Origin of the sequence: Pseudomonas sp. P9_2, assembly GCF_034008255.1 — a bacterium.
GTDB lineage: Bacteria > Pseudomonadota > Gammaproteobacteria > Pseudomonadales > Pseudomonadaceae > Aquipseudomonas > Aquipseudomonas synxantha_A.
Genome location: NZ_CP125376.1, coordinates 2,430,805 through 2,451,846 on the forward strand (window position 1 = coordinate 2,430,805; position 21,042 = coordinate 2,451,846).

Below are 21,042 nucleotides of genomic sequence, written 5' to 3' on the forward strand. Positions count from 1 at the left end.
TTGCATCGCAGGCAAGCCAGCTCCCACATTTCGTTCTGCGTCATATAGGGAGAACCATGGATGACCGCCGCCGTACCTGCACTGCGCCCCGAAGGCACCTTCGGCCTGATCGCCCCCGCCGGCCCCGCCGCGCTGGATGTTGAAAAAGCCGGGCAATGGATGCGTGCCCGTGGCTACCAATTGCACATTTTCCCTGGTGTGTACGAGCGCGACGGCTACCTGGCCGGCAGCGATGAAGTGCGTCTGCGCGATTTGCATGCCGCCTTCGCCAACCCGGATATCGATGCCATCCTCTGCCTGCGTGGCGGCTATGGCACACCCCGCTTGCTCGACGCGCTGGACTTCGACCTGCTGCGCGCCAACCCCAAACCATTCGTGGGTTACAGCGATATCACCGCGTTGCACCTGGCGATCAACCGTTACGCCGGCTTTGTCACATTCCACGGGCCGATGCTCAATGCCGACCTGCTGGGCGACAAGCAACAGCCAACCGAATCCTCCCTGTTCAGCCTGCTGCGTGGCCAACTGGGCGCCGGCAGCCTGCTTGCGCACCCTGCGGCCTACCAATTGACCACGATCGAGCCAGGCATTGCCTGTGGGCGCTTGCTGGGCGGTAATCTGTCGATGATTGCCGCGACAATGGGCACGCCGTATGAGATAGACGCCGAAGGCATCATCCTGTTTATCGAGGACGTCAACGAGCCGCTTTATCGTATCGACCGCCTGCTGACTCACCTGCGCCTGGCCGGCAAGCTGGCCCAGGTCGCCGGTGTGCTGGTAGGGGATGTGGCGGGTGTGGATAACGGTGCGCTGGAGCGGTTGCTGAAGCAGACCTTCGAACCACTGTGCGTTCCGGTGCTGGCTGGCTGGCGCAGTGGGCATTGCGACCCCAACCTGACGTTGCCAATGGGCGCTTTGGTGCGCTTGGATGCGGGGGAGCAACGGGTGGTGTTGGAGCAGGATGTAGTGTTCAACCCCTGAGTTTTTTACAGTCTGCTAAACCGCAATCGGGGGCTTGCCCCCGATGGCGGTAGTTGCCCTAAGCAGATCTATCGGTCCTGCAGTGATTCCAGCAACTTCACCGTCGGATACCCATCCGCTGGCCAGCCCAACGCCTGCTGCGCCGAGCGAATCGCCTTGCGCGTATTGGCGCCGATAATCCCGTCCGGGTTACCGGCGTCATAGCCCTTGGCGCTGAGCGCCGTTTGCAGGTCGATACGCTGTGAGCGGCTCAGCGGCAGTTCATCTTTGGGCCAACTGCCACGAATCACACCGCCGCCGCCAAATCGCTCCGATAGCAAGCCAACCGCCAATGCATAGGACGACGAATTGTTGTACTTGAGGATGGCGCGGAAGTTATCCAGTACCAGGAATGCCGGGCCACGGTAGCCAGCCGGTAACAGCAGGGCGGCGGACAACTGGTCGACATTGGCCGGCAGGCTCACGCCAGGGGGGAGTTGGATGCCCAGTTGCAGCCATTGCGCCACGGTCTTGCGCACGCCGCCATCGGCCAGGCTGTAGTCGAAGCCCGATGGCAGCGGCTGCACTTCAACGCCCCATGGCTGGCCTTTCTGCCACCCGGAGCTTTGCAGGTAATGCGCCGTGGAGGCGAGGGCGTCGGATGGGCTGTTCCAGATATCGCGACGACCATCACCGTCAAAGTCCACTGCATGGGTGTTATAGGTGGTCGGGATAAACTGCGTCTGGCCCATCGCACCAGCCCAGGAACCTTTCATCTGGTCGGCTTGAATATCACCATGCTGGATGATCTGCAGCGCTGCCAGCAGCTGCGCCTGGGCAAAGGCCGGGCGACGGCCTTCATAGGCCAGGGTGGCCAGGGAGCGGATCACCGAATTATTGCCCTGGAACGCGCCGAAGTTGCTCTCCATGCCCCACACCGAGACCAGTGCCTGGCGGTCGACGCCATAGCGCTGTTCGATGCTTTGCAGAATATCGGCGTACTTGACCAGCAGCGCCTGACCATTGCGCACACGCACCGGTGACAGGGCGCCGTCGAGGTATTCCCACACCGGGCGGGAAAATTCCGGTTGGCTGCGGTCGGCGCGAATCACCGCCATATCAGGGGTAACGCCGGCAAAAGCGTTATCGAACACAGCCGCAGTGATCCCGGCTTGCAGCGCTTGCGCACGGAAGCCAGCCTGCCATTCGGCAAAGGTCTGGGTCGGCTGGATATCAAGATTATCCACTGCCAAGGGGGCAACCACAGCCGGTGCGATAGCCGGTGCCGTCTGGAGCTTGGGCAGGGGCTGAGCGTCCGCGGCGGTAGGTTTTTCCGCGCAGGCGACAAGCAGAATGAGGCTGGAGGCAGCGATCAATTGGCGTAGGTGCCAACGACGAGAAAGACTAGAGGGCATGCACAGGTCCAGGGGGTTACAAATCAGGTACAGACCTTATCATGCCAGAGGGGCGCTTGCCTTCAGGCAGCCAGAAAGTAAGAAGCCTCCCAGCTATTAGACTGGAAGGCTTCGCGGCGGTAGCTGCCTTTGCCCTTGCCGGCGCGTTCCTGACGGCTGCGGAACAGTGGCTGGGCGATGATGGATTTGGCCTTGTTGGGGCCATGCTTGGATGGCTTTTTGCTCATGGTGTCTAGTCTCTGTGGGTGGTGGAGCGGGCAAATAATCTGCCTAAGTTGAGCGGCTGTAAAGCCCCGCGAAGTGTAGGAAAGGTACGCAGGTCAAATGTGGGAGGCGGCTTGCTCCCGATAGCGGTACATCAGTGAAACATAAATTCCTGACACACTGCCATCGGGAGCAAGCCCCCTCCCACATTGGATCTATGGTGTTTTCAAGAGAGGGTTATTCGGCTGGCAGGGTGAGGCGCTGGCCGGCCATCAATAGCGACAAACGGCTCAGGCTCATCCACGGCGAGCCGGCGGCCTGGCCCTTGATCTGCGCATCGATGCGTTGCGCTTCCAGCAACAGTTGCGCCCAGCGTTGCGCCGAGTGCCGTTGCAGGGCTTTGCTCATCAGCGGTTTGCGCTTGTCCCACACCGGTGGCCTGGCCTGGCTGAAGCATTTGTCCAGCGGTGTGCCCTGGCTGTATTGCAAGGCGATATTCGCCAGTACTCGCAGCTCCCGGGCCAGGGCCCAGAGGATCACCGGCGGTTCCACCCCTTCGCCACGCAAGCCTTCAAGCATACGCAGCGCGTGGGCAGGCTCACCGTTGAGGATCGCATCGACCAGGCCGAACACATCAAAGCGAGCGCTATCGGCCACTGCGCCTTGTACGGTTTCGACGGTGATCTGCCCATCCTCGGCCATCAGCTTGAGCTTTTCGATCTCCTGGGCGGCGGCAAGCAGGTTGCCCTCGACCCGGGCGGCGATCAGCTCCACGGCATCTTGTGTCGCCGCCAACCCCGATTGTGACAGGCGCTGACGAATCCACTGCGGCAACTGGTTGCTGTCCACTGGCCAGATCTGGATGAACTGGGTTTGCGCACCTTCTACCAGTGCCTTGCCCCACTTGGTTTTCTGCGCGCTGCCGTCGAGCTTGGGCAGGCTGATCAGCAGTACGGTGTCTTCGGCAGGGCGCGAGCAGTACTCCATCAAGGCCGCGGCGCCTTTGTCGCCCGGCTTGCCCGAAGGCAGGCGCAGTTCCAGCAGACGCTTTTCGGCAAACAGCGACATGCTCGCGCCAGCTTGCAGCAGGGTACCCCAGTCGAAACTGGCGTCAGCACTGAACACCTGGCGTTCATCGAAACCTTGCTGGCGCGCGGCAGTGCGGATAGCGTCGGCCGCTTCCTGGCACAGCAACGGGTCATCACCGCTGACGATATAGACAGGCGCGAGGCCACCTTGCAGGTGTTTGGCGAGTTGGGCGGGGGCGAGTTTCATAGGCAGGGCGAACGGGGCGCCAGGGGCGCCCCGTCTGGCTTACTCGACAGGAACTTCAACAGGCGATTGTTTCGGCGTGTTGTCTTCATACTCTTGCGCGGCTTTCAGGGCATCGGCGTCAGCCTTGGCCTTGTTGTCGGCGGTTTGCTGCAGGGCGGCGAGTTTTTCCGGGGTCAGCATTTGCAGGCGAGTCATCATGCGCTGGATCAGCTCACGCCGCATTTCCTTGCGCACCTGGAGGGTCTCGGAGTCCGAACCCACCAGGTTATTGCCATCGTGGCTCACGACTTTCTGCACTTGGATCTTGTCACCCATCAGCGGCAACTGATCGCGACCCTGTACTTCGAAGTAGAGCGCAGTGTTCAACTCCACATCGGACGCACGGCCAGCACTGGCGTAGCTGATATTGCGCTGGGTTTCTCTCTCATCCGTCAGGATCAGTTTGTAGGTCGCACCGTTGTACACGTGCACGCCGCTGTTCTCCAGGGTCTGGCGCAGCTGGGTGACGGTTTCGCCATAGGCGTTGCGGGCGCTGACGTCGAGTTCCTTGAGCGACAGCTCGTTGGTGCCGGTGCCGCGCAGCTGGAAGCCGCAAGCGCTCAGCAGCACGGCAAGGCCCATAACCAGCAGATTGCGTTTGATCATTTTGTTGCTCCCCTTGAAACCAGGTGGGCCTTATCCAGGCCCTAAAGGTTTAGTTCGGCGCAGGGCCCAAGCCCCGCGCCCGATCCGATTTAGCTGGCGACGATGTTGACCAGTTTGCCGGGCACCACGATCACTTTGCGGATCGTCAAGCCTTCGGTAAAGCGCAGCACGTTTTCGTTGATGCGAGCAGCCGCTTCGACCTCTTCACGGCTGGCACTGGCCGGCATGTCGATCTGGCCGCGCAGTTTACCGTTAACCTGGATGACCAGTTGCAGCGTGTCCTGAACCAGGGCGCTGTCATCCTGTACCGGCCAGGCGGCATCGATGACGGCGCCGCTGTGGCCCAGGCGGTTCCACAGGTCGTGGCTGATATGCGGCGTGATCGGTGCGAGCAGCAGGGTAACCGTTTCCAGGCCCTCGTGAATCAGCGCGCGATCAAGTTCGGTGGCCTGCGGGGCTTTTTCCAGCACGTTCATCAGCGTCATCACCTGGGCGATGGCGGTGTTGAACTTGTGGTTCTGCCCTACGTCCAGGCTCGCCTGGCGGATGGCCAGGTGAGTGCTGCGGCGAATGGCTTTCTGCTCGTCGTTCAAGGCCGCGACGTCCAGCTTGCCCGGCAAGCCCTGGCTGACATGGGCATGGGCCAGGCGCCAGACGCGCTTGAGGAAGCGGTGCGAGCCTTCGACGCCGGAGTCGGACCATTCGGCGCTCATGTCGGGCGGCGAGGCGAACATCATGAACAGACGGCAGGTATCGGCGCCGAACTGGTCGATCATCGACTGTGGGTCGACCCCGTTGTTCTTGGACTTGGCCATCTTCTCGGTGCCACCGATTTCCACCGGCAGGCCGTCGGCTTTCAGTTTGGCGCTGATCACCTTGGCTTTGCTGTCACGCTCAAGTTCGACGTCCGCCGGGTTGAACCAGGTGTAGGCGCCATTGGCTTCGCGACGATAGTAGGTATCGGCGATCACCATGCCCTGGGTCAGCAGGTTCTTGAACGGCTCATCGGAGCTCACCAGGCCTTCGTCGCGCATCAGCTTGTGGAAGAAGCGCGCGTACAGCAGGTGGAGAATGGCGTGTTCGATACCGCCGATGTACTGATCCACCGGCAGCCAATGGTCGGCTGCGGATTTCTCCACAAGGCCACCTTCATAGTGCGGCGAAGCGTAACGGGCGTAGTACCAGGAGGACTCCACGAAGGTGTCCATGGTGTCGGTTTCACGCTTGGCCGGTGCGCCGCATTTCGGGCAGTTGCACTCGTAGAACTCGGGCATGCGCGCCAACGGCGAGCCAGCACCATCCGGCACTACATCTTCAGGCAGCACGACGGGCAGTTGGTCTTCCGGTACCGGTACATCGCCGCAGGTCTGGCAGTGAATGATCGGGATCGGGCAGCCCCAGTAGCGCTGGCGGCTGATACCCCAGTCGCGCAGGCGGAACTGGGTGCGCGAAGCACCGAGGTTCTTCTTGATCAGCGCGACTTCGATAGCGTCGAAGGCGCCCTGGAAGTCCAGGCCGTCAAATTCGCCGGAGTTGATCAGGGTGCCGTGCTCGCCGTAGGCGTCTTGCCACGGGGCTGGGTTGGTGTCGCCCGAGCTGGTACGTACTACCGACTTGATCGGCAGGCTGTATTTGGTGGCGAATTCGAAATCGCGCTCGTCGTGGGCCGGCACGGCCATGACGGCGCCGTCGCCGTAGTGCATCAGCACATAGTTGGCGACCCATACCGGCAGTTTCTCGCCGGTCAGCGGGTGCTCGACGAACAGGCCGGTCGGCAGGCCTTTTTTCTCCTGGGTGGCGACGTCGGCTTCCGCCACGCTGCCGCCCTTGCATTCGGCGATGAACGCCTGCAGCTCGGGGTTGTTCTGTGCAGCCTGGGTGGCCAGCGGGTGTTCGGCGGCGACCGCGACGTAAGTCGCGCCCATCAGCGTATCCGGACGGGTGGTGAAGACTTTCAGGGCGCCCGCTTCGCCGATGGAATCGACGTTATACGGGAACTGCACTTCCATGCCCTTGGATTTGCCGATCCAGTTGCGCTGCATGGTCTTGACCTGTTCAGGCCAGCCCGGCAGGTCGTCGAGGCTCGACAACAGTTCATCCGCGTAGGCGGTGATCTTGAAGTAGTACATCGGGATTTCGCGCTTTTCGATCAGCGCGCCGGAGCGCCAGCCGCGACCGTCGATGACCTGCTCGTTGGCCAGTACGGTCTGGTCGATCGGGTCCCAGTTCACGGTGCCGCTCTTTTTGTAGATCACACCTTTTTCGAACAGGCGCGTGAACAGCCATTGTTCCCAACGGTAGTAGTCCGGCTTGCAGGTGGTGACCTCGCGGGACCAGTCCACCGCCAGGCCCAGGCTGCGCAGCTGGGTCTTCATGTAGGCGATGTTTTCGTAGGTCCACTTGGCGGGCGCCACGTTGTTTTTCATCGCGGCGTTTTCCGCCGGCATACCGAAAGCGTCCCAACCCATGGGTTGCAGGACGTTTTTGCCGAGCATGCGCTGGTAGCGGGAAATCACGTCGCCGATGGTGTAGTTACGCACGTGCCCCATGTGTAGCTTGCCGCTGGGGTAAGGGAACATCGATAGGCAGTAGTAAGTCTCCTTGCCTGGCTGTTCGCTGACTTCAAAGGACTTTTGCTCGTCCCAGAAGGTTTGTGCGGCATTTTCTATTTCACGGGGCTGATATTGTTCGTGCATGGCTACTTTTGAACTGAATAGGGGTGGCCTAATCCTCTTCGGTGCATAGTCCGGGTTGTTCGACACCAGAAAGTGGCGCGTCCGTGCCCAAACCCTGCGGGAAGTGGAGTTACAGGAAGCGCCGTAGCATACATGACCCCACTCTATCGAGGGAAACCCTGATTGCGCGGCAAGGGCCGTCTGTCGCGGCACCGGGCAGGTGCAGCAACGGGGGCTACGCTGTTTATTGGGGAGCAAGTATTTCTTCAATGAGGTGAGGGGATGGTTGAATCGCAGCGAACTCTAACGAAACCGCAATTGTATGAAGGACTGATCGACCGTTTGGGTCGGGCATTGGATGCTGCAAGAACCGCAGGCCGATTGCGTGATGAGCGGCCTCTGGAGCTGGAGTTGCGAGGCTTGAGCCAGGCAGAGCTTGAATTGATCAGGACTTACCTGGAGTTGAATCAACACCGCGCCTCTCATGGGCAGGCCTCCCCGCCAGCCCAGGAGCCTCCTCGTTCGGCCAAGGTCATTTGGCTCAAAGACTTGGCGGCCGGTCGCGGCCCGGAAAGGTCCCGGTCCGTACGGTGCAAGTGAAGCACAGTACTATCCATTAACGTTGTCGAAACAGGCTGGTAAAGATTGTCGCTTGATCGCGTTGCATTTAGGCTTCGGGCATCTTTGGAGATGCCCGATGCCTTTTCGTTATTTCATCAAACAATTGCTGTTGCCGCCCGGCATTTTTTTGTTGTTGTTGGCGTGTGCCTGGTGGTTTCGCCGTAGCCGCCCGCGCCTGGCCGGGGTGTGCTTTGCCCTGGGGCTGGGCGGGATGTGGTTGATCAGCCTGCCGGTGATGGTGCAATGGGGCGCCCGTGCGCTTGAGACAGCGCCGCCATTGGCTCGCGAAGACTGGGCCACGCTCGCCCAGCGCGCCGATGCGATTGTGGTGTTGGGCTCCGGGCGCGAGCGTGGGGACATCGCCTGGGGCAGCGACCAGCCCACCGGCGTTGGTCTTGAGCGTGAGCGTTATGCGGCGCGACTGGCCAAGGCGTCAGGGTTGCCGGTGCTGACCAGCGGCGGTTTGCATTACGGCACGCCGCCCAGTGAAGCCGAACTGATGGCCGTTTCGATGCAGGATGACTTTGGCGTCAGCGTGCGCTGGAAGGAAGAGCGCAGCCGTACCACCTGGGAAAACGCCCAGATGAGCGCCGAAATTCTGCTGCCCCAAGGCATCAAGCGTGTGGTGGTGGTGACGCAGGCCTGGCATATGCCGCGTTCGGTGTGGAGTTTTGAGAAAGCCGGTTTCACCGTGGTGCCTGGGCCGGTGGGCTTTCTGGGTGTAGACCATGGCCGGCCGCTGGGCGGGTGGATGCCGGAGGTCAAGGCGGTGTGGCAGAGCGGGCAGTTGATCAATGAAGCGGTGGGGCAGGTGGGGTATCGGTTGTTCTACCGGTAGGTGCAACACAGGAAATCAATTGTGGGAGCTGGCTCCCACAGGTCAGAGCGTTTTGGACATCCGCCCAGCCAGCAGCGCCCAGCCAAACAACCCCAGGCACACGATGATCAACGGCCACGAACGCCACTGCAGGTACGGCGTGAGGTTGTGCATCGGTACCACTTCGCCGTAAAGAATGCCGCGCTCGAACTGCGGGATCTGTGCGGTGATCTGCCCAAACGGGTTGATCAGCCCGGTCACGCCGTTATTGGTGGCGCGGATCATCCAGCGCCCGGCTTCCAGTGCACGCATCTGCGCCATTTGCAGGTGCTGCAATGGGCCGATGGAGCGACCGAACCAGGTGTCGTTGCTGATGGTCAGCAGCAGGTCGCTCTGGGCCGACAGGCCGGCAGCGAATTCCGGGTACACCACTTCATAGCAAATGAACGGCGCAATCTGATAGCCCTTGGCCTGAAGCATGGCCTGATCTGAAGGGCCACGGGCGAAGTCCGACATCGGCAGGTCGAAGAACGCAATCAGCCCGCGCAGCATGTCCTGCAACGGCACGTATTCGCCAAACGGCACCAGCTTTTGCTTGAGATAGGTGCCGTCACCTTCGCCGACTACGGTAATGCCATTGAAGTAGCGCTTTTCATGGTGCACTTCCTGGCGAATCGGTACCCCGGTAATCAGCGCGGTGTTCCGGTCGGCGGCAAACTTGCCCATCATGCCCAGGTAGCCCTCGACCGACTCCTTGAGCACCGGCACGGCGGTTTCCGGCCATACCAGCAGGTCGACACGCTTGGAGCTCAGGCTCATGTCGCGGTACAGCGCCAATTGTGCATTGAGCTGCTCGGGGTCCCACTTCATGCTTTGCTCGACGTTGCCCTGGATGGCGGCGACGCTTAGCGGTTCGCCGGAGGGCGAGGTCCAGGCGTGGTGCTTGAGCGCCAGGCCGATGGCCCAGGGGGCGACCAGCAACACCAGGCCCGCACCAATGAAGGCGTTGCGCTTGCTTGCCAGCAGGCGCGGCAGGTTGCACAGCAGGGCTGCCGTGAGTGCCAGCGCGAAGGAAATCAGCCACATTCCGCCCAGCGGCGCGAGGCCGGTCAGCGGGCCGTCGAGTTGGCTGTAACCGGAGTACAACCAGGGGAAACCGGTGAGGAACCAGCCACGAAATGCTTCCTGGCCAACCCATAACGCGGCGAAGGTCAGGGCATCCGCCAATGGTGCTTCATTGCGGCGCAGCCAGCGCGCCCACAACCAGGCGGGCAGGGCAAAGAACCAGGCGATGGCGGCGGTAAACAGCAGCATCAGGAACCCCGCCAGCAACACCGAAGCGCCGCCGAAGTGGTGAATGCTGTAGTAGATCCAGCTGGTGCCGGCGCCAAACAGGCCGAAACCGAAACACCAGCCGCGGCCCAGGGCCTGGCGGGGTGTCAGCTCCCGCAGGCCGATATAGAACAGGCCGACCGCTACCAGAGCCAACGGCCAGATATCGAACGGCGCCAGCGCCAGGGTAGTGATGGCGCCGGCCACCACGGCCAGCAAGTTACCGGGCCAGCCGGGGCGGTTCAGGCGCTGCATGTAGGGGTGGGTCATCAGCTATTTCCTGTATCGCGCCGGGCCTGCTGCGGCACAGGGCAAGGCGCGAGGAGTGTGGTTTGGTTTTTCCAAATGAACGACGAGTAACGCAGCCCTGTGTCGCAGCAGGCCCGGCCCTTCGGGTTGTCCCTGAGAGCGGGCCATACTGCGTTGCAGGCCTTGAAAAGGGAATGCCATTCCCTGCGGCCTGCGCCTTGCCTGGCCCGCTCTCAGGGGCAACGCGACACAGGAAATAGCTGATGCCCCACCCCTTCCTTAGCGGGCAATAGGTGTCAAACGGATCAGATGGATACGACGACTATCGGCATTCAAAATGCGGAAGCGATAGGCGCCAATCTCGGTGGTTTCGTTACGCTTGGGCAGATGCCCGAACGCACTCATCACCAGGCCGCCGACCGTGTCGAACTCATCGTCGGAGAATTCGCTGTCGAAGAACTCGTTGAAGTTCTCGATCGGCGTCAGCGCCTTGACCAGGAAGTCACCGCTGGGCAGCGGCTTGATGTAGCTGTCTTCTTCGACGTCGTGCTCGTCTTCGATATCGCCGACGATCTGTTCCAGCACGTCTTCGATGGTCACCAGGCCAGCCACGCCGCCGTATTCGTCGATCACAATGGCCATGTGATTGTGGTTGGCGCGAAATTCGCGCAGCAGCACATTCAGGCGCTTGGATTCAGGTACGAAGGTGGCCGGACGCAGCAGGTCCTTGATGTTGAAGCTGTCGCCATTCTCCTTGAGGATCAGCGGCAACAGGTCCTTGGCCAGCAAAACACCCATGACATCATCATGGCTTTCACCGATCACCGGGTAGCGCGAGTGCGCCGAGTCGATCACGGCCGGGAGGAATTCCCGTGGGGTCTGGGTCGCCTTGATGCTGATCATCTGCGAGCGCGGGACCATGATGTCCCGTACTTGCAGGTCAGCCACCTGGATGGCGCCTTCGACGATGGCCAGCGCTTCGCTGTCCAGCAACTTGTTCTGGTGGGCCTCGCGCAGCAGCTCCAGCAGCTCCTGGCGGTTTTTCGGCTCGTGGGCAAAAGCCTGGGTCAGTTTACCCAGCCATGACTTCTGCCCGTTGCTCGATCGGTCTTCGCTCATAGCGATTACTCTAAATCCTTTGATATGACAGTTGAGTGTTGATCAGCTTTCGTCGTCTGCGTACGGGTCGCGGTGACCCAGTTCGGCAAGCAACGTTCGTTCCAGTGCTTCCATTTCCTCGGCTTCATCATCGTCTATATGGTCGTAACCCAAGAGATGCAAGCAGCCGTGGATGACTAGATGGGCCCAATGGGCCTCAAGTTCCTTGCCTTGTTCCTTTGCCTCGCGCTCGACCACCTCGACGCAGATCACCAGATCGCCCAGCAGTGGGATATCCAGCAACTCGTCGGGTACGTCGGCGGGGAAGGACAGCACGTTGGTCGCGTAGTCTTTTTGACGCCAGGTGTGGTTCAGCTCGCGGCCTTCGGGCTCATCCACCAGACGAATGGTCAGTTCCGAATCTGCGGTGCGCTGGCGCAGGGCCAGGGTGCACCAGTGCCGGAACTGTGCTTCGCTGGGGGCGGGCGCTTCGGTGGCAAGCTGCAGGTCTAGCTCAAGCATCGCCGCGAACATCCCTGGCCGGTGCGTCATCCTTGTGGTCGAAACGCTCATAGGCTTCTACGATGCGCTGCACCAGCGGGTGACGCACCACGTCCTTGGGCATGAAATGCGTGAAGCTGATGCCCGGCACATCCTTGAGTACCTCGATCACCTGCGCCAGCCCCGACTTGGTGCCCTTGGGCAGGTCGACCTGGGTGACGTCACCGGTGATCACGGCGGTAGAGCCGAAACCGATGCGGGTGAGGAACATCTTCATCTGCTCGACGGTGGTGTTCTGGCTTTCGTCGAGGATGATGAAGCTGTTGTTCAAGGTGCGGCCACGCATGTAGGCCAGCGGGGCGATTTCGATCACCTGGCGCTCGATCAGCTTGGCCACGTATTCAAAGCCGAGCATCTCGTACAGCGCGTCGTAGAGCGGGCGCAGGTACGGGTCGATCTTCTGGGCCAGGTCGCCGGGCAGGAAGCCGAGCTTTTCACCCGCTTCGACCGCCGGGCGCACCAGCAGGATGCGCCGCACTTGCTCGCGCTCCAGGGCATCCACCGCACAGGCGACGGCCAGGTAAGTCTTGCCGGTACCGGCTGGGCCGATGCCGAAGTTGATGTCGTTGCCGAGGATTTCCTTGACGTACTTCTGCTGATTCAAGCCGCGTGGGCGAATCATGCCTTTTTTGGTACGCAGGGCCACGCTGGCTTCGGCCACCGGGTTGTTGGCCAGGTCCTCCACGGCTGATTCCTGCAGGTACAGGTGCACCGTCTCCGGCGACAGCTCACTACCCTTGGTTTCGCGGTAGAGGCGACGCAGCAGGTTTTCTGCAGACGTGGTGTGTTGGGGTTCACCAATGAGCTCGAACTGATTGCCGCGGTTGCGGATCTCGATGCTCAGGCGTTGTTCGATCAGGCGCAGGTGCTCGTCGAACTGTCCGCACAGGTTGGCGAAACGGCGAGCCTCAAACGGCTCGAGGAGAAAACGATGGGGTTCTGCTATGGGTGCGTTCAAGGTTGCTTTTAGCCGCCCTTTGGCTGATGAGGTGAGAGAGAGAATAACGCCAGGCGCCGGTGTGCGAAAGCACTTAAATAGCCTGGCCCCACTCTCGATAACCATGAAGAACTCCTGTGGGAGCTGGCTTGCCTGCGATAGCGGTGGGTCAGTTGGCACATAGGGCACTGATACATCGCTATCGCAGGCAAGCCTGCTCCCACATTTTGATCTTCATCCGGCCCGCGAGATCAGTTGATCAGCGAGCCGCGCAACGAGTGTGGCTGCGCCGCATCGATGTGCACATCGGCAAATTGGCCGATCAGGGTCGGGTTGTCGCAGCGGAAGTTGACGATGCGGTTGTTCTCGGTGCGCCCCTGCAACTCACCCGGGTCTTTCTTCGAGTAATCGGTGACCAGGATGCGCTGGGTCGAGCCGACCATTTGTCGGCTGATTTCGAAACCCTGTTGGTTGAGGCGATGTTGCAGTGCGTTCAACCGCTCCTTTTTCAACGCCTCCGGGGTTTCGTCCAGCAGGTCCGCCGCCGGGGTGCCCGGGCGCTGGCTGTACACAAACGAGTAGGAAAAGTCGAAACCGACGTCTTCAATCAGCTTCATGGTCTGCTGGAAATCTTTCTCGGTTTCGCCCGGGAAGCCGACGATAAAGTCCGAACTGATGCAGATGCCCGGTACGGCGGCGCGCAATTTGCGCAGCTTGGATTTGTATTCCAGCGCCGTGTGGTTGCGCTTCATCGCCGACAGGATGCGGTCCGAGCCCGATTGCACCGGCAAGTGCAGGTGCTTGACCAGCTCCGGCACTTCGGCGTGGGCCTGGATCAGGCTGTCGGAAAATTCCAGCGGGTGCGAAGTGGTATAGCGGATACGTTCGATGCCATCGACGGCGGCGACCACGCGGATCAGCTCCGCCAGGTCGGCCAGGCGCCCGTCGTGGGTCAGGCCGCGGTAGCCGTTGACGTTCTGACCAAGTAGGGTCACTTCGCGCACGCCGTTTTCAGCCAGGTGGATGATTTCTGCCAGTACATCGTCAAACGGCCGGCTGACTTCTTCACCGCGTGTGTAGGGCACCACGCAGAAAGTGCAGTACTTGCTGCAACCTTCCATCACCGACACGTAGGCGCTCGGGCCGTCGATGCGCGGCTCGGGCAAATGGTCGAATTTCTCGATTTCCGGGAACGATACGTCCACCTGCGGCAGCTTGGTGACGCGTGCGGCGTCGATCATTTCCGGCAGGCGGTGCAAGGTCTGCGGGCCGAACACCACGTCGACATACGGGGCGCGGTCGCGGATCGCAGCACCTTCCTGGCTGGCCACGCAACCGCCGACGGCGATCACCATGTCCGGGTTGGCCAGTTTCAATTCACGCCAGCGGCCCAGCTGGGAGTACACACGGTCCTGGGCCCGTTCGCGGATCGAGCAGGTATTGAGCAGGATCACGTCGGCATCTTCGGCGCGGGCGGTGACTTCCAGGGCCTGGTGTTCGCCCAGCAGGTCGACCATGCGCGAGCTGTCGTACTCGTTCATCTGGCAACCGTGGGTTTCGATATAAAGCTTCTTGGCCATGGGAATCGTCAACTGGTGGTAAATAACCGCGCATTATAGGGGTCATGCCCATCGGTTCCTAGCGCTGTGCATCGGGTGCCATGCTATAGTTCGCGCCCTCTTTTATATCCCCATGTGTTCCCCGCCCACCATGACCAAACGTGAAGCTCCAATCTACAAGGTGATTTTCCTCAACCAGGGCCAGGTGTTCGAAATGTACGCCAAGCAGATCTATCAAAGTGATCTGTGGGGCTTCCTGGAAGTGGAAGAGTTCGTCTTTGGCGAGCGCACCCAGTTGGTCGTCGATCCGGGCGAAGAAAAGCTCAAGGCCCAGTTCGAAGGCGTGGTGCGCAGCTTTGTGCCGATGCATTCGATTGTGCGCATCGATGAGGTCGAACGCCTGGGTACGCCGAAGATCAGCGAAGCACGGGGCACGAGCAATGTGATGCCGTTTCCGATGCCGATGCCTGAGAAGTGATCTGCAATTAATTTGTAGGGCGTTTCCGAAACTGTCTCTCAGTGGATGGACATTTTGTTTGAAAGATAGCAAATTTTGTTTATTCAGAGAGGGCATCATGAATATACCAATAATAAGAAAACCTCGAAGTTTCCCCCGTTCAACTGCGTTTAATCACGCCACTCATTAGCGCCAAGTTCCATCACGCCGTCATTAACGAACTGACTTGTTCGGGAGTAGCCCTGTGCGCGATCCTCGCTATGACATTCTGTTTGAGCCGGTACAAATAGGCCCGGTCCGTACTCGCAATCGCTTTTATCAAGTTCCCCACTGTAATGGCATGGGCCATGTACATCCCTCGGCCATGGCCCGGATGCGCGCAGTGAAAGCCGAGGGCGGCTGGGGTGTGGTGTGCACTGAAGAGTGCGAAATCAGCCCGCTGAGCGAGTTCTCCCCTTATATAGAGGCGCGTTTGTGGGATGAGCGCGACATCCCTGCATTGGCCCGCATGTGTGAGGCGGTACACCAGCACGGGTCGTTAGCTGGGGTAGAGCTGGCATTCAACGGTTACTCGGCGCCCAACCGCTACAGTCGCGAAATTCCCTGGGCGCCTTCCAATACCCCGGTGCGCAGTTACGACCCGGTGCAGGCCCGGGCCATGAGCCATGCCGATATCCGGCAATTGCGCGCCCTGCATCGAGCCGCCGCATTGCGCGCCCGGGAGGCGGGTTTCGACATCATCTATGTGTACGCCGGCCACGACCTGAGCGTACCGTTCCATTTCCTCACGCCACGCAATAACCGGCGTACCGACGAATACGGCGGTACGCTGAAAAACCGTGTGCGCCTGTTGCGCGAGTTGATTGAAGACACTCGCGACGCAGTGGGCGATCGGTGTGCCGTAGCGGTCCGCCTGGCGGTGGACGAACAAATGGCCGACGGCCTGAGTCGCGAGGGCGAAGGTGCCGAAACCTTCTCGATGCTGGCGGACCTGCCGGACTTGTGGGACGTCAATGTCGCCGATTGGTCCAATGACAGCGTGACGGCGCGCTTTGCCGGGGAGGGTTACCAGGAGACATTCCTGCTGGGGCTCAAGGCGCTGACCAGCAAGCCCGTGGTGGGCGTCGGCCGCTTCACTTCGCCAGACACCATGGTGTCTTTGGTTCGTCGTGGCGTGCTGGACCTGATCGGCGCGGCCCGCCCTTCGATTGCCGATCCGTTCTTGCCCAAGAAGATTGAAGAGGGGCGCGCCGAGGAAATTCGCGAGTGTATCGGCTGCAATGTATGCGTCAGTGGCGATCACACCAGCACGCCCCTGCGCTGTACACAGAACCCGACCATGGGTGAGGAATGGCGACGTGGCTGGCATCCCGAGTCGGTCAACCATACGCAGCAACCCGGCCGGGCGCTGGTGGTCGGCGCCGGGCCATCCGGGCTTGAGTGTTCACGGATCCTGGGTGCGCGAGGGATGGAAGTGGCCCTGGTCGATAGCCTGCGCACCCTGGGCGGACGTGTAGCGCTGGAAGCCCGGCTGCCGGGGCTGGCGAGTTGGGCGCGGGTGATTGACTATCGACTGGATGCGTTGAGCCGTATGCCGTCGGTGGAGATCTATCGGGAAAGCCACTTGCAGGCTCAGGACGTGCTGGATTTAGCCGCTGAACATGTGTTCATTGCTACGGGTTCCCACTGGCGACGTGATGGCTTGGGACGCGCCTTGCGCCGATCCTTATCGGGCCTGGACAGCCTGCCCGTGCTGACGCCTGATGACCTGATGGCAGGGGCGTTGCCCGCTTCGCCGGTGCTGCTGTTCGATGACGATCACTATTACATGGGCAGCGTGCTGGCCGAACATCTGGTGGCGCGTGGCGTGGAGGTGATATTCGTCACCCCCGCGGCGGACGTGGCGGCCTGGACCCATAACACCCTTGAGCAGCATCGCATTCAGCGTCGTCTGATGCAGTTGAATGTCACGATCGTGCCGTCCCATACGCTGGTCAGCGTTAAGCAAGAGGGCGTTGTAGCGGGCTGCATCTACACCGAACGTACGCGGTTGATCCCAGCTGCAGCCTTGCTGCTGGTCACTTCCCGGGAGCCTGAGCAGGCGCTGTATCAGGCCTTGAACCACTCACCCGAACAGTTACAGGCGGCAGGCATCCGAACGCTCACGCTGATCGGCGACTGTGTGGCGCCCGGCACCATTGCGGCGGCGGTGTATTCAGGGCATCGCATCGCGCGTGAGTTCGATGCGCCGGAGGGCTCGCTGGTAGTGCGCAGAGAAATTCCATTTATAGAGGTGTAGTCAGTCCAACTGTTCAATCAATAACGAGGAATACAATAATGAAAAAAATACTCCTGATGTTATTCACCGCGCTCCTGATTAATACATCGTTGTTTGCCAACGATTACAACGTGATCCGTTTCGCTGCCGATCCCAACTATGCGCCCTTTGCTTATAAAGACAGCACGGGGACTTTGACCGGTTTTGAAATAGATATCGGCAATGCAATTTGTGCACGTTTGAATGTTCGCTGCCAATGGATCGAGAGTGACTTTGACGGCATGATTCCCAGCCTCAACGCCGGCAAGATCGACGCCATCCTCGCTTCAATGACCATCACTGCCGCTCGGCAAAAGGTCATCGACTTTTCCTCGGAGGTGTTTTCCAGCCCCACCGCCATGGTGATGCGTCCAGGCACTGAGCTTTCCACAGGCATGGCCGTCGGCTATTTGCAGGGCAGTACTCAGGAAGTTTATGCCCGGCAAGTGCTCGCTGGGCAGGGTATGAAGGTGGTGGCTTATGCCGATCAGGAGCAAGTGTACGCGGACCTGCTGACAGGGCGTTTGCAGGCATCGCTGCAGGATGCTCAGCAAGCACAGAGCGGATTTTTGCGTTCACCCCAAGGCGTCGGGTTTGTACTGGGGCCGCTGATTGACAGCGAGTTGATGCCGTCCAAAAGCGGCATCGGCGTCGCCAAGGGCAACCACACGTTGAAAGCGCTGCTGGATAAGGGGCTGGCTGCCTTGCACGCCGATGGCACCTACGCTCGCCTGCAAGAGCAGTACTTCCCCGGTGTGAACATGTTCAGCGGCCAATAACCGCCCTCAACGGCCAGCGAGGACACGATCATGCTACCTGCCTTCACTCAATTCGCCGCGTCCCTGGGCGGTTTTTTGCCGATGTTACTGCACGGGGTCTGGGTCACCCTGCAACTGGCACTGTTGTCATTGCTGCTGGGGCTGATCCTGGGCCTGCTGGGGGCAGGTGCCAAGCTGTCCAGGGTGAGGGCATGGCGCCTGTGCGCGCAGGTGTATACCACCTTGATTCGCGGGGTACCGGACCTGCTGTTAATGCTGTTGATTTTCTACGGGTTGCAGACAGGCCTGAGTCGTCTGACCAGCGAGTTGGGCTGGGCCTACATCGATATCGACCCTTTCAGCGCCGGCGTGATCACTCTGGGGTTTATCTACGGCGCTTATTTCACCGAAACCTTTCGCGGTGCGTTGCTGGCTGTGCCCCGAGGGCAGTTCCAGGCTGCCAAGGCCCTTGGCCTGAGCTTCAGGCAGAGCTTTTTGCATGTGATATTCCCGCAGATGATGCGATTCGCCCTGCCGGGTCTGGGCAATAACTGGATGGTCTTGCTCAAGGCTACGGCGCTGGTGTCGATCATCGGCCTGGCAGACCTGGTGAAAGTGGCGCAGATGGCGGGCAAGAGCAGTCAGCAATTACTGGCTTTTCTGCTGCTGGCGGCGCTGGTCTACCTGTTGCTCAGCAGTGTTTCAAACGCAGCGTTGCGCTGGCTGGAGCGTCGGTATGGTGAAGGTGTGCAGGGATCATCATCATGATCGAGCTTATCCAGGAGTATTGGCGGCCGTTTATCTATTCCGACGGTCAACAAATCACCGGTCTGGCCATGACCTTGTGGCTGACCAGCGCCTCTTTGTGCCTGGGCCTGCTGTTGGCGTTGCCACTGTCCATCGCCAGGACGTCCGGCCGACGCTGGCTGCGCTGGCCGGTGCAAAGCTTTACCTACGTGTTTCGCGGCACACCGTTGTATATCCAGTTGCTGATCTTCTACACCGGCATCTACAGCATTGGCGCTGTTCGCGAGCAACCGTTGCTGGATGCCTTTTTTCGCGAAGCGCTCAATTGCACGCTTCTGGCGTTTGCCCTCAATACCGCGGCCTACACCACGGAAATACTGGCGGGCGCAATTCGGGCAATGCCACGCGGTGAAATCGAGGCTGCTCGTTCCCTGGGCTTCGACGGCTGGAAGTTGTACGTGCACTTGATCATGCCCTCGGCCCTGCGCCGGTCGTTGCCCTATTACAGCAATGAAGTGATCTTCATGTTGCATTCCACCACCCTGGCGTTCACGGCAACGGTGCCGGATATCCTGAAAGTCGCACGGGATGCCAACGCTGCAACCTTCCTCACCTTCCAATCCTTTGGCCTGGCCGCGGCGCTTTACTTATGCATTACGTTCACGTTGGTCGGCTTGTTCCATCTGGCTGAACGACGTTGGCTGAGCTTTCTTGATTCGAGTCGATAGGGGGCAATATGCAGGCTCACAGGCATGAACTGTTAACGGCTGTGCCAGGTACCACGCGGCATATTCATAGTTTTCATTACGGTCCGGCCAATGCGCCGAGCAAGGTTTACATCCAGGCGTCCCTGCACGCCGATGAGCTGCCGGGGATGCTGGTGTTGTGGCATCTGAAACAGCGGCTGGCGGAACTGGAGGCTGCAGGGGCGTTGCGTTGGCAGGTGGTGCTGGTGCCGGTGGCCAATCCGCTGGGGTTGGAGCAGGTGCTGATGGACGTACCGCAGGGGCGTTTCGATAACGACAGTCGAGAGAACTTCAACCGCTTCTTCGTTGACGTCAGCGAGCAGGTCGGCGACCAGGTACAGGATGTTCTGACCGATGATCCTGCGCATAACCTGCATCTGATCCGTGCGGCCCTGCGGCGAAGCCTTGTCGGGCAGATACCGGCGACCCAGCTGCACTCTCTGCGTTTGGTCCTGCAAACGCTGGCCTGTGACGCCGACAGGGTGCTGGACCTGCATTGTGATTTCGAGGCAGTGCAGCACCTGTACCTGGCGCCCGATGCCTGGCCCCAGGTTGAGCCGCTGGCGCGGTACCTGGGCGCTCGGGCCTGCTTTATGAGCCCGGACGCGGGCGGGCATTCGTTCGACGATTGCTACACCTTGTTCTGGGCACGGATGCAGGCGCGTTTTCCGGGGGCCTTTTCGGCGCCGGGTTTTGCCGTGACCGTGGAGTTGCGCGGCGTGGCCGATGTGGACCACGGGCTGGCGCGGCAGGATTGTCAGGCGTTGATCAACTATCTGACGTTGCAGGGAGGCATTGAGGGGCAAGCGCCGCCACTGCCGGCGTTATTGAGCCCGCCAACACCCTTGGCGGGGGTCGAGCCGGTGGTGAGCCCGGTGGGAGGCTTGATGGTCTTTTGCGCGCAGGTGGGGGACTACCTCGAAGCAGGACAGATCGTGGCGCAAGTCATCGACCCGATCACGGACCGAGTGATTGAGGTAGCGTGTGAGCATGAAGGGCTGTTGTATGTGCGATCAGTACGCCGAATGGCAAGCGCCGGTATGACGATTGCCCATGTAGCGGGGCCCACGGCGTATCGACAGGGCGACCTGTTATCGCCGTGATCAGGGCAGGGGGGAGAAGGGCGAGCGCCCATCGGCGCTCTGCAATTCCTGCAGGTAATTACGGAAAATCTGCCCCAGTACCTGGGTCGCCACTTCCAGTTCATCGCGCTGCATGTGCTCGGCGACCTCATCGGCGGTGTCCAGCGCGTCTTCAGCACCGTTGACCGCAGCCATTTTCAGCACGATGTAGGCCTGCACGTTATTGGCCGGTACGCCTTCGCCCTTGAAGAACATATTGCCGAGCTGGAATTGCGCCTGGGCATGGCCTTGCAGCGAAGCCTTTTCGAAGTAGCTCAACGCTTTGTTGAGGTCGACGGCCGGGTTCTTGCTGTCGTGGTAGAACTCGCCCAACTCGTATTGCGCTTGCGCATCCCCTTCATCAGCCTGTTTCTGGCACGCGCTCAGGGCTTCGGCCTGGCTGTCTGGCTGGGTATTGAGGGTGCAACGACCCATCGCTGGGATTAACAACGAGTTGCCGCCTGCCTGGGCATGTGCCAGCAGCGGCTGAAGGAGCAACAGGCAGCCCAGAACCAGGGTGCGGCCGGTGCGTTTCATGGGAATCGACT

Annotated in this window: 20 protein-coding genes; 9 read left to right on the forward strand and 11 right to left on the reverse strand. The window is 60.6% G+C overall.

Features of this window, described 5'->3' with window-relative positions; all coding sequences use genetic code 11:
• Window positions 1-60: 60 nt before the first annotated feature.
• Window positions 61-981 (forward strand): LD-carboxypeptidase, encoded by a 921-nt coding sequence (locus QMK52_RS10855; protein ID WP_320404079.1) that lies wholly within the window; start codon window positions 61-63, stop codon window positions 979-981.
• 68 nt (window positions 982-1,049) lie between these two features.
• On the opposite strand, the gene QMK52_RS10860 is transcribed toward QMK52_RS10855, so the two are convergent.
• From QMK52_RS10860 to leuS, 5 genes are all read right to left on the reverse strand, one after another.
• Entirely contained in the window at window positions 1,050-2,375 is a 1,326-nt protein-coding gene (locus tag QMK52_RS10860; RefSeq protein ID WP_320404080.1) for a lytic murein transglycosylase, read from the reverse strand.
• 62 nt (window positions 2,376-2,437) lie between these two features.
• A complete protein-coding gene (arfA, locus tag QMK52_RS10865; RefSeq protein ID WP_003176285.1) occupies window positions 2,438-2,602 on the reverse strand; it encodes an alternative ribosome rescue factor ArfA in 165 nt (54 codons plus the stop codon).
• Between the two features lie 214 nt (window positions 2,603-2,816).
• Window positions 2,817-3,854 carry a DNA polymerase III subunit delta gene (holA, locus tag QMK52_RS10870; protein WP_005791737.1) on the reverse strand — a complete coding sequence of 346 codons (1,038 nt, stop codon included), beginning with the start codon at window positions 3,852-3,854 and terminating at the stop codon, window positions 2,817-2,819.
• A gap of 39 nt (window positions 3,855-3,893) precedes the next feature.
• Window positions 3,894-4,499, reverse strand: a complete 606-nt coding sequence (lptE, locus tag QMK52_RS10875) for an LPS assembly lipoprotein LptE (RefSeq protein WP_005791734.1) — start codon at window positions 4,497-4,499, stop codon at window positions 3,894-3,896.
• A gap of 89 nt (window positions 4,500-4,588) precedes the next feature.
• Window positions 4,589-7,195 carry a leucine--tRNA ligase gene (leuS, locus tag QMK52_RS10880; protein WP_005791732.1) on the reverse strand — a complete coding sequence of 869 codons (2,607 nt, stop codon included), beginning with the start codon at window positions 7,193-7,195 and terminating at the stop codon, window positions 4,589-4,591.
• 261 nt (window positions 7,196-7,456) lie between these two features.
• On the opposite strand from leuS, the gene QMK52_RS10885 reads away from it, so the two are divergent.
• Window positions 7,457-7,774: a hypothetical protein gene (locus QMK52_RS10885; protein ID WP_005791730.1), complete on the forward strand. Its 318-nt coding sequence runs from the start codon at window positions 7,457-7,459 to the stop codon at window positions 7,772-7,774.
• Window positions 7,775-7,871: 97 nt separating this feature from the next.
• Entirely contained in the window at window positions 7,872-8,633 is a 762-nt protein-coding gene (locus tag QMK52_RS10890; RefSeq protein ID WP_005791728.1) for a YdcF family protein, read from the forward strand.
• Window positions 8,634-8,675: 42 nt separating this feature from the next.
• Here QMK52_RS10890 and lnt read toward each other — a convergent pair whose 3' ends face one another.
• From lnt to miaB, 5 genes are all read right to left on the reverse strand, one after another.
• A complete protein-coding gene (gene lnt / locus QMK52_RS10895; RefSeq protein WP_320404194.1) occupies window positions 8,676-10,199 on the reverse strand; it encodes an apolipoprotein N-acyltransferase in 1,524 nt (507 codons plus the stop codon).
• Between the two features lie 273 nt (window positions 10,200-10,472).
• Window positions 10,473-11,312, reverse strand: coding sequence for an HlyC/CorC family transporter (locus tag QMK52_RS10900; protein ID WP_005791724.1), 840 nt, complete (start codon window positions 11,310-11,312; stop codon window positions 10,473-10,475).
• 42 nt (window positions 11,313-11,354) lie between these two features.
• On the reverse strand, window positions 11,355-11,813 hold the full coding sequence (gene ybeY / locus QMK52_RS10905) for an rRNA maturation RNase YbeY (RefSeq protein ID WP_005791722.1): 459 nt from the start codon (window positions 11,811-11,813) through the stop codon (window positions 11,355-11,357).
• A complete protein-coding gene (locus tag QMK52_RS10910) occupies window positions 11,806-12,810 on the reverse strand; it encodes a PhoH family protein (RefSeq protein WP_005791720.1) in 1,005 nt (334 codons plus the stop codon). Before QMK52_RS10910 ends, ybeY begins: the two co-directional genes overlap by 8 nt.
• A 230-nt stretch (window positions 12,811-13,040) precedes the next feature.
• Window positions 13,041-14,369 (reverse strand): tRNA (N6-isopentenyl adenosine(37)-C2)-methylthiotransferase MiaB, encoded by a 1,329-nt coding sequence (gene miaB / locus QMK52_RS10915; RefSeq protein ID WP_005791718.1) that lies wholly within the window; start codon window positions 14,367-14,369, stop codon window positions 13,041-13,043.
• Between the two features lie 130 nt (window positions 14,370-14,499).
• Here miaB and QMK52_RS10920 point away from each other — a divergent pair, with 130 nt between their 5' ends.
• The 6 genes from QMK52_RS10920 (at window position 14,500) to QMK52_RS10945 (ending at window position 20,476) form a co-directional block, all read left to right on the forward strand.
• Window positions 14,500-14,826 carry a DUF1820 family protein gene (locus QMK52_RS10920; RefSeq protein WP_003194436.1) on the forward strand — a complete coding sequence of 109 codons (327 nt, stop codon included), beginning with the start codon at window positions 14,500-14,502 and terminating at the stop codon, window positions 14,824-14,826.
• A gap of 223 nt (window positions 14,827-15,049) precedes the next feature.
• Entirely contained in the window at window positions 15,050-17,104 is a 2,055-nt protein-coding gene (locus QMK52_RS10925; RefSeq protein ID WP_320404081.1) for an NAD(P)-binding protein, read from the forward strand.
• A gap of 38 nt (window positions 17,105-17,142) precedes the next feature.
• On the forward strand, window positions 17,143-17,901 hold the full coding sequence (locus tag QMK52_RS10930) for a transporter substrate-binding domain-containing protein (protein ID WP_032803725.1): 759 nt from the start codon (window positions 17,143-17,145) through the stop codon (window positions 17,899-17,901).
• 30 nt (window positions 17,902-17,931) lie between these two features.
• Window positions 17,932-18,648, forward strand: a complete 717-nt coding sequence (locus QMK52_RS10935; RefSeq protein ID WP_005791712.1) for an ABC transporter permease — start codon at window positions 17,932-17,934, stop codon at window positions 18,646-18,648.
• On the forward strand, window positions 18,645-19,355 hold the full coding sequence (locus tag QMK52_RS10940; RefSeq protein WP_005791709.1) for an ABC transporter permease: 711 nt from the start codon (window positions 18,645-18,647) through the stop codon (window positions 19,353-19,355). The genes QMK52_RS10935 and QMK52_RS10940 overlap by 4 nt, the downstream gene beginning before the upstream one ends.
• 8 nt (window positions 19,356-19,363) lie before the next feature.
• Complete coding sequence (locus QMK52_RS10945; protein WP_005791707.1) at window positions 19,364-20,476, forward strand: succinylglutamate desuccinylase/aspartoacylase family protein; 1,113 nt, start codon at window positions 19,364-19,366, stop codon at window positions 20,474-20,476.
• On the opposite strand, the gene QMK52_RS10950 is transcribed toward QMK52_RS10945, so the two are convergent.
• On the reverse strand, window positions 20,477-21,031 hold the full coding sequence (locus tag QMK52_RS10950; protein WP_005791705.1) for a tetratricopeptide repeat protein: 555 nt from the start codon (window positions 21,029-21,031) through the stop codon (window positions 20,477-20,479).
• Window positions 21,032-21,042: the final 11 nt, after the last annotated feature.

What these genes read in the sequence shown, in the direction of transcription:
- QMK52_RS10855 (WP_320404079.1), top strand. Translation starts at nt 61, where the DNA reads ATGACCGCCGCCGTACCTGCACTGCGCCCCGAAGGCACCTTCGGCCTG.
- QMK52_RS10860 (WP_320404080.1), bottom strand. Translation starts at nt 2,375, where the DNA reads ATGCCCTCTAGTCTTTCTCGTCGTTGGCACCTACGCCAATTGATCGCT.
- arfA (WP_003176285.1), bottom strand. Translation starts at nt 2,602, where the DNA reads ATGAGCAAAAAGCCATCCAAGCATGGCCCCAACAAGGCCAAATCCATC.
- holA (WP_005791737.1), bottom strand. Translation starts at nt 3,854, where the DNA reads ATGAAACTCGCCCCCGCCCAACTCGCCAAACACCTGCAAGGTGGCCTC.
- lptE (WP_005791734.1), bottom strand. Translation starts at nt 4,499, where the DNA reads ATGATCAAACGCAATCTGCTGGTTATGGGCCTTGCCGTGCTGCTGAGC.
- leuS (WP_005791732.1), bottom strand. Translation starts at nt 7,195, where the DNA reads ATGCACGAACAATATCAGCCCCGTGAAATAGAAAATGCCGCACAAACC.
- QMK52_RS10885 (WP_005791730.1), top strand. Translation starts at nt 7,457, where the DNA reads ATGGTTGAATCGCAGCGAACTCTAACGAAACCGCAATTGTATGAAGGA.
- QMK52_RS10890 (WP_005791728.1), top strand. Translation starts at nt 7,872, where the DNA reads ATGCCTTTTCGTTATTTCATCAAACAATTGCTGTTGCCGCCCGGCATT.
- lnt (WP_320404194.1), bottom strand. Translation starts at nt 10,199, where the DNA reads ATGCAGCGCCTGAACCGCCCCGGCTGGCCCGGTAACTTGCTGGCCGTG.
- QMK52_RS10900 (WP_005791724.1), bottom strand. Translation starts at nt 11,312, where the DNA reads ATGAGCGAAGACCGATCGAGCAACGGGCAGAAGTCATGGCTGGGTAAA.
- ybeY (WP_005791722.1), bottom strand. Translation starts at nt 11,813, where the DNA reads ATGCTTGAGCTAGACCTGCAGCTTGCCACCGAAGCGCCCGCCCCCAGC.
- miaB (WP_005791718.1), bottom strand. Translation starts at nt 14,369, where the DNA reads ATGGCCAAGAAGCTTTATATCGAAACCCACGGTTGCCAGATGAACGAG.
- QMK52_RS10920 (WP_003194436.1), top strand. Translation starts at nt 14,500, where the DNA reads ATGACCAAACGTGAAGCTCCAATCTACAAGGTGATTTTCCTCAACCAG.
- QMK52_RS10930 (WP_032803725.1), top strand. Translation starts at nt 17,143, where the DNA reads ATGAAAAAAATACTCCTGATGTTATTCACCGCGCTCCTGATTAATACA.
- QMK52_RS10935 (WP_005791712.1), top strand. Translation starts at nt 17,932, where the DNA reads ATGCTACCTGCCTTCACTCAATTCGCCGCGTCCCTGGGCGGTTTTTTG.
- QMK52_RS10940 (WP_005791709.1), top strand. Translation starts at nt 18,645, where the DNA reads ATGATCGAGCTTATCCAGGAGTATTGGCGGCCGTTTATCTATTCCGAC.
- QMK52_RS10945 (WP_005791707.1), top strand. Translation starts at nt 19,364, where the DNA reads ATGCAGGCTCACAGGCATGAACTGTTAACGGCTGTGCCAGGTACCACG.
- QMK52_RS10950 (WP_005791705.1), bottom strand. Translation starts at nt 21,031, where the DNA reads ATGAAACGCACCGGCCGCACCCTGGTTCTGGGCTGCCTGTTGCTCCTT.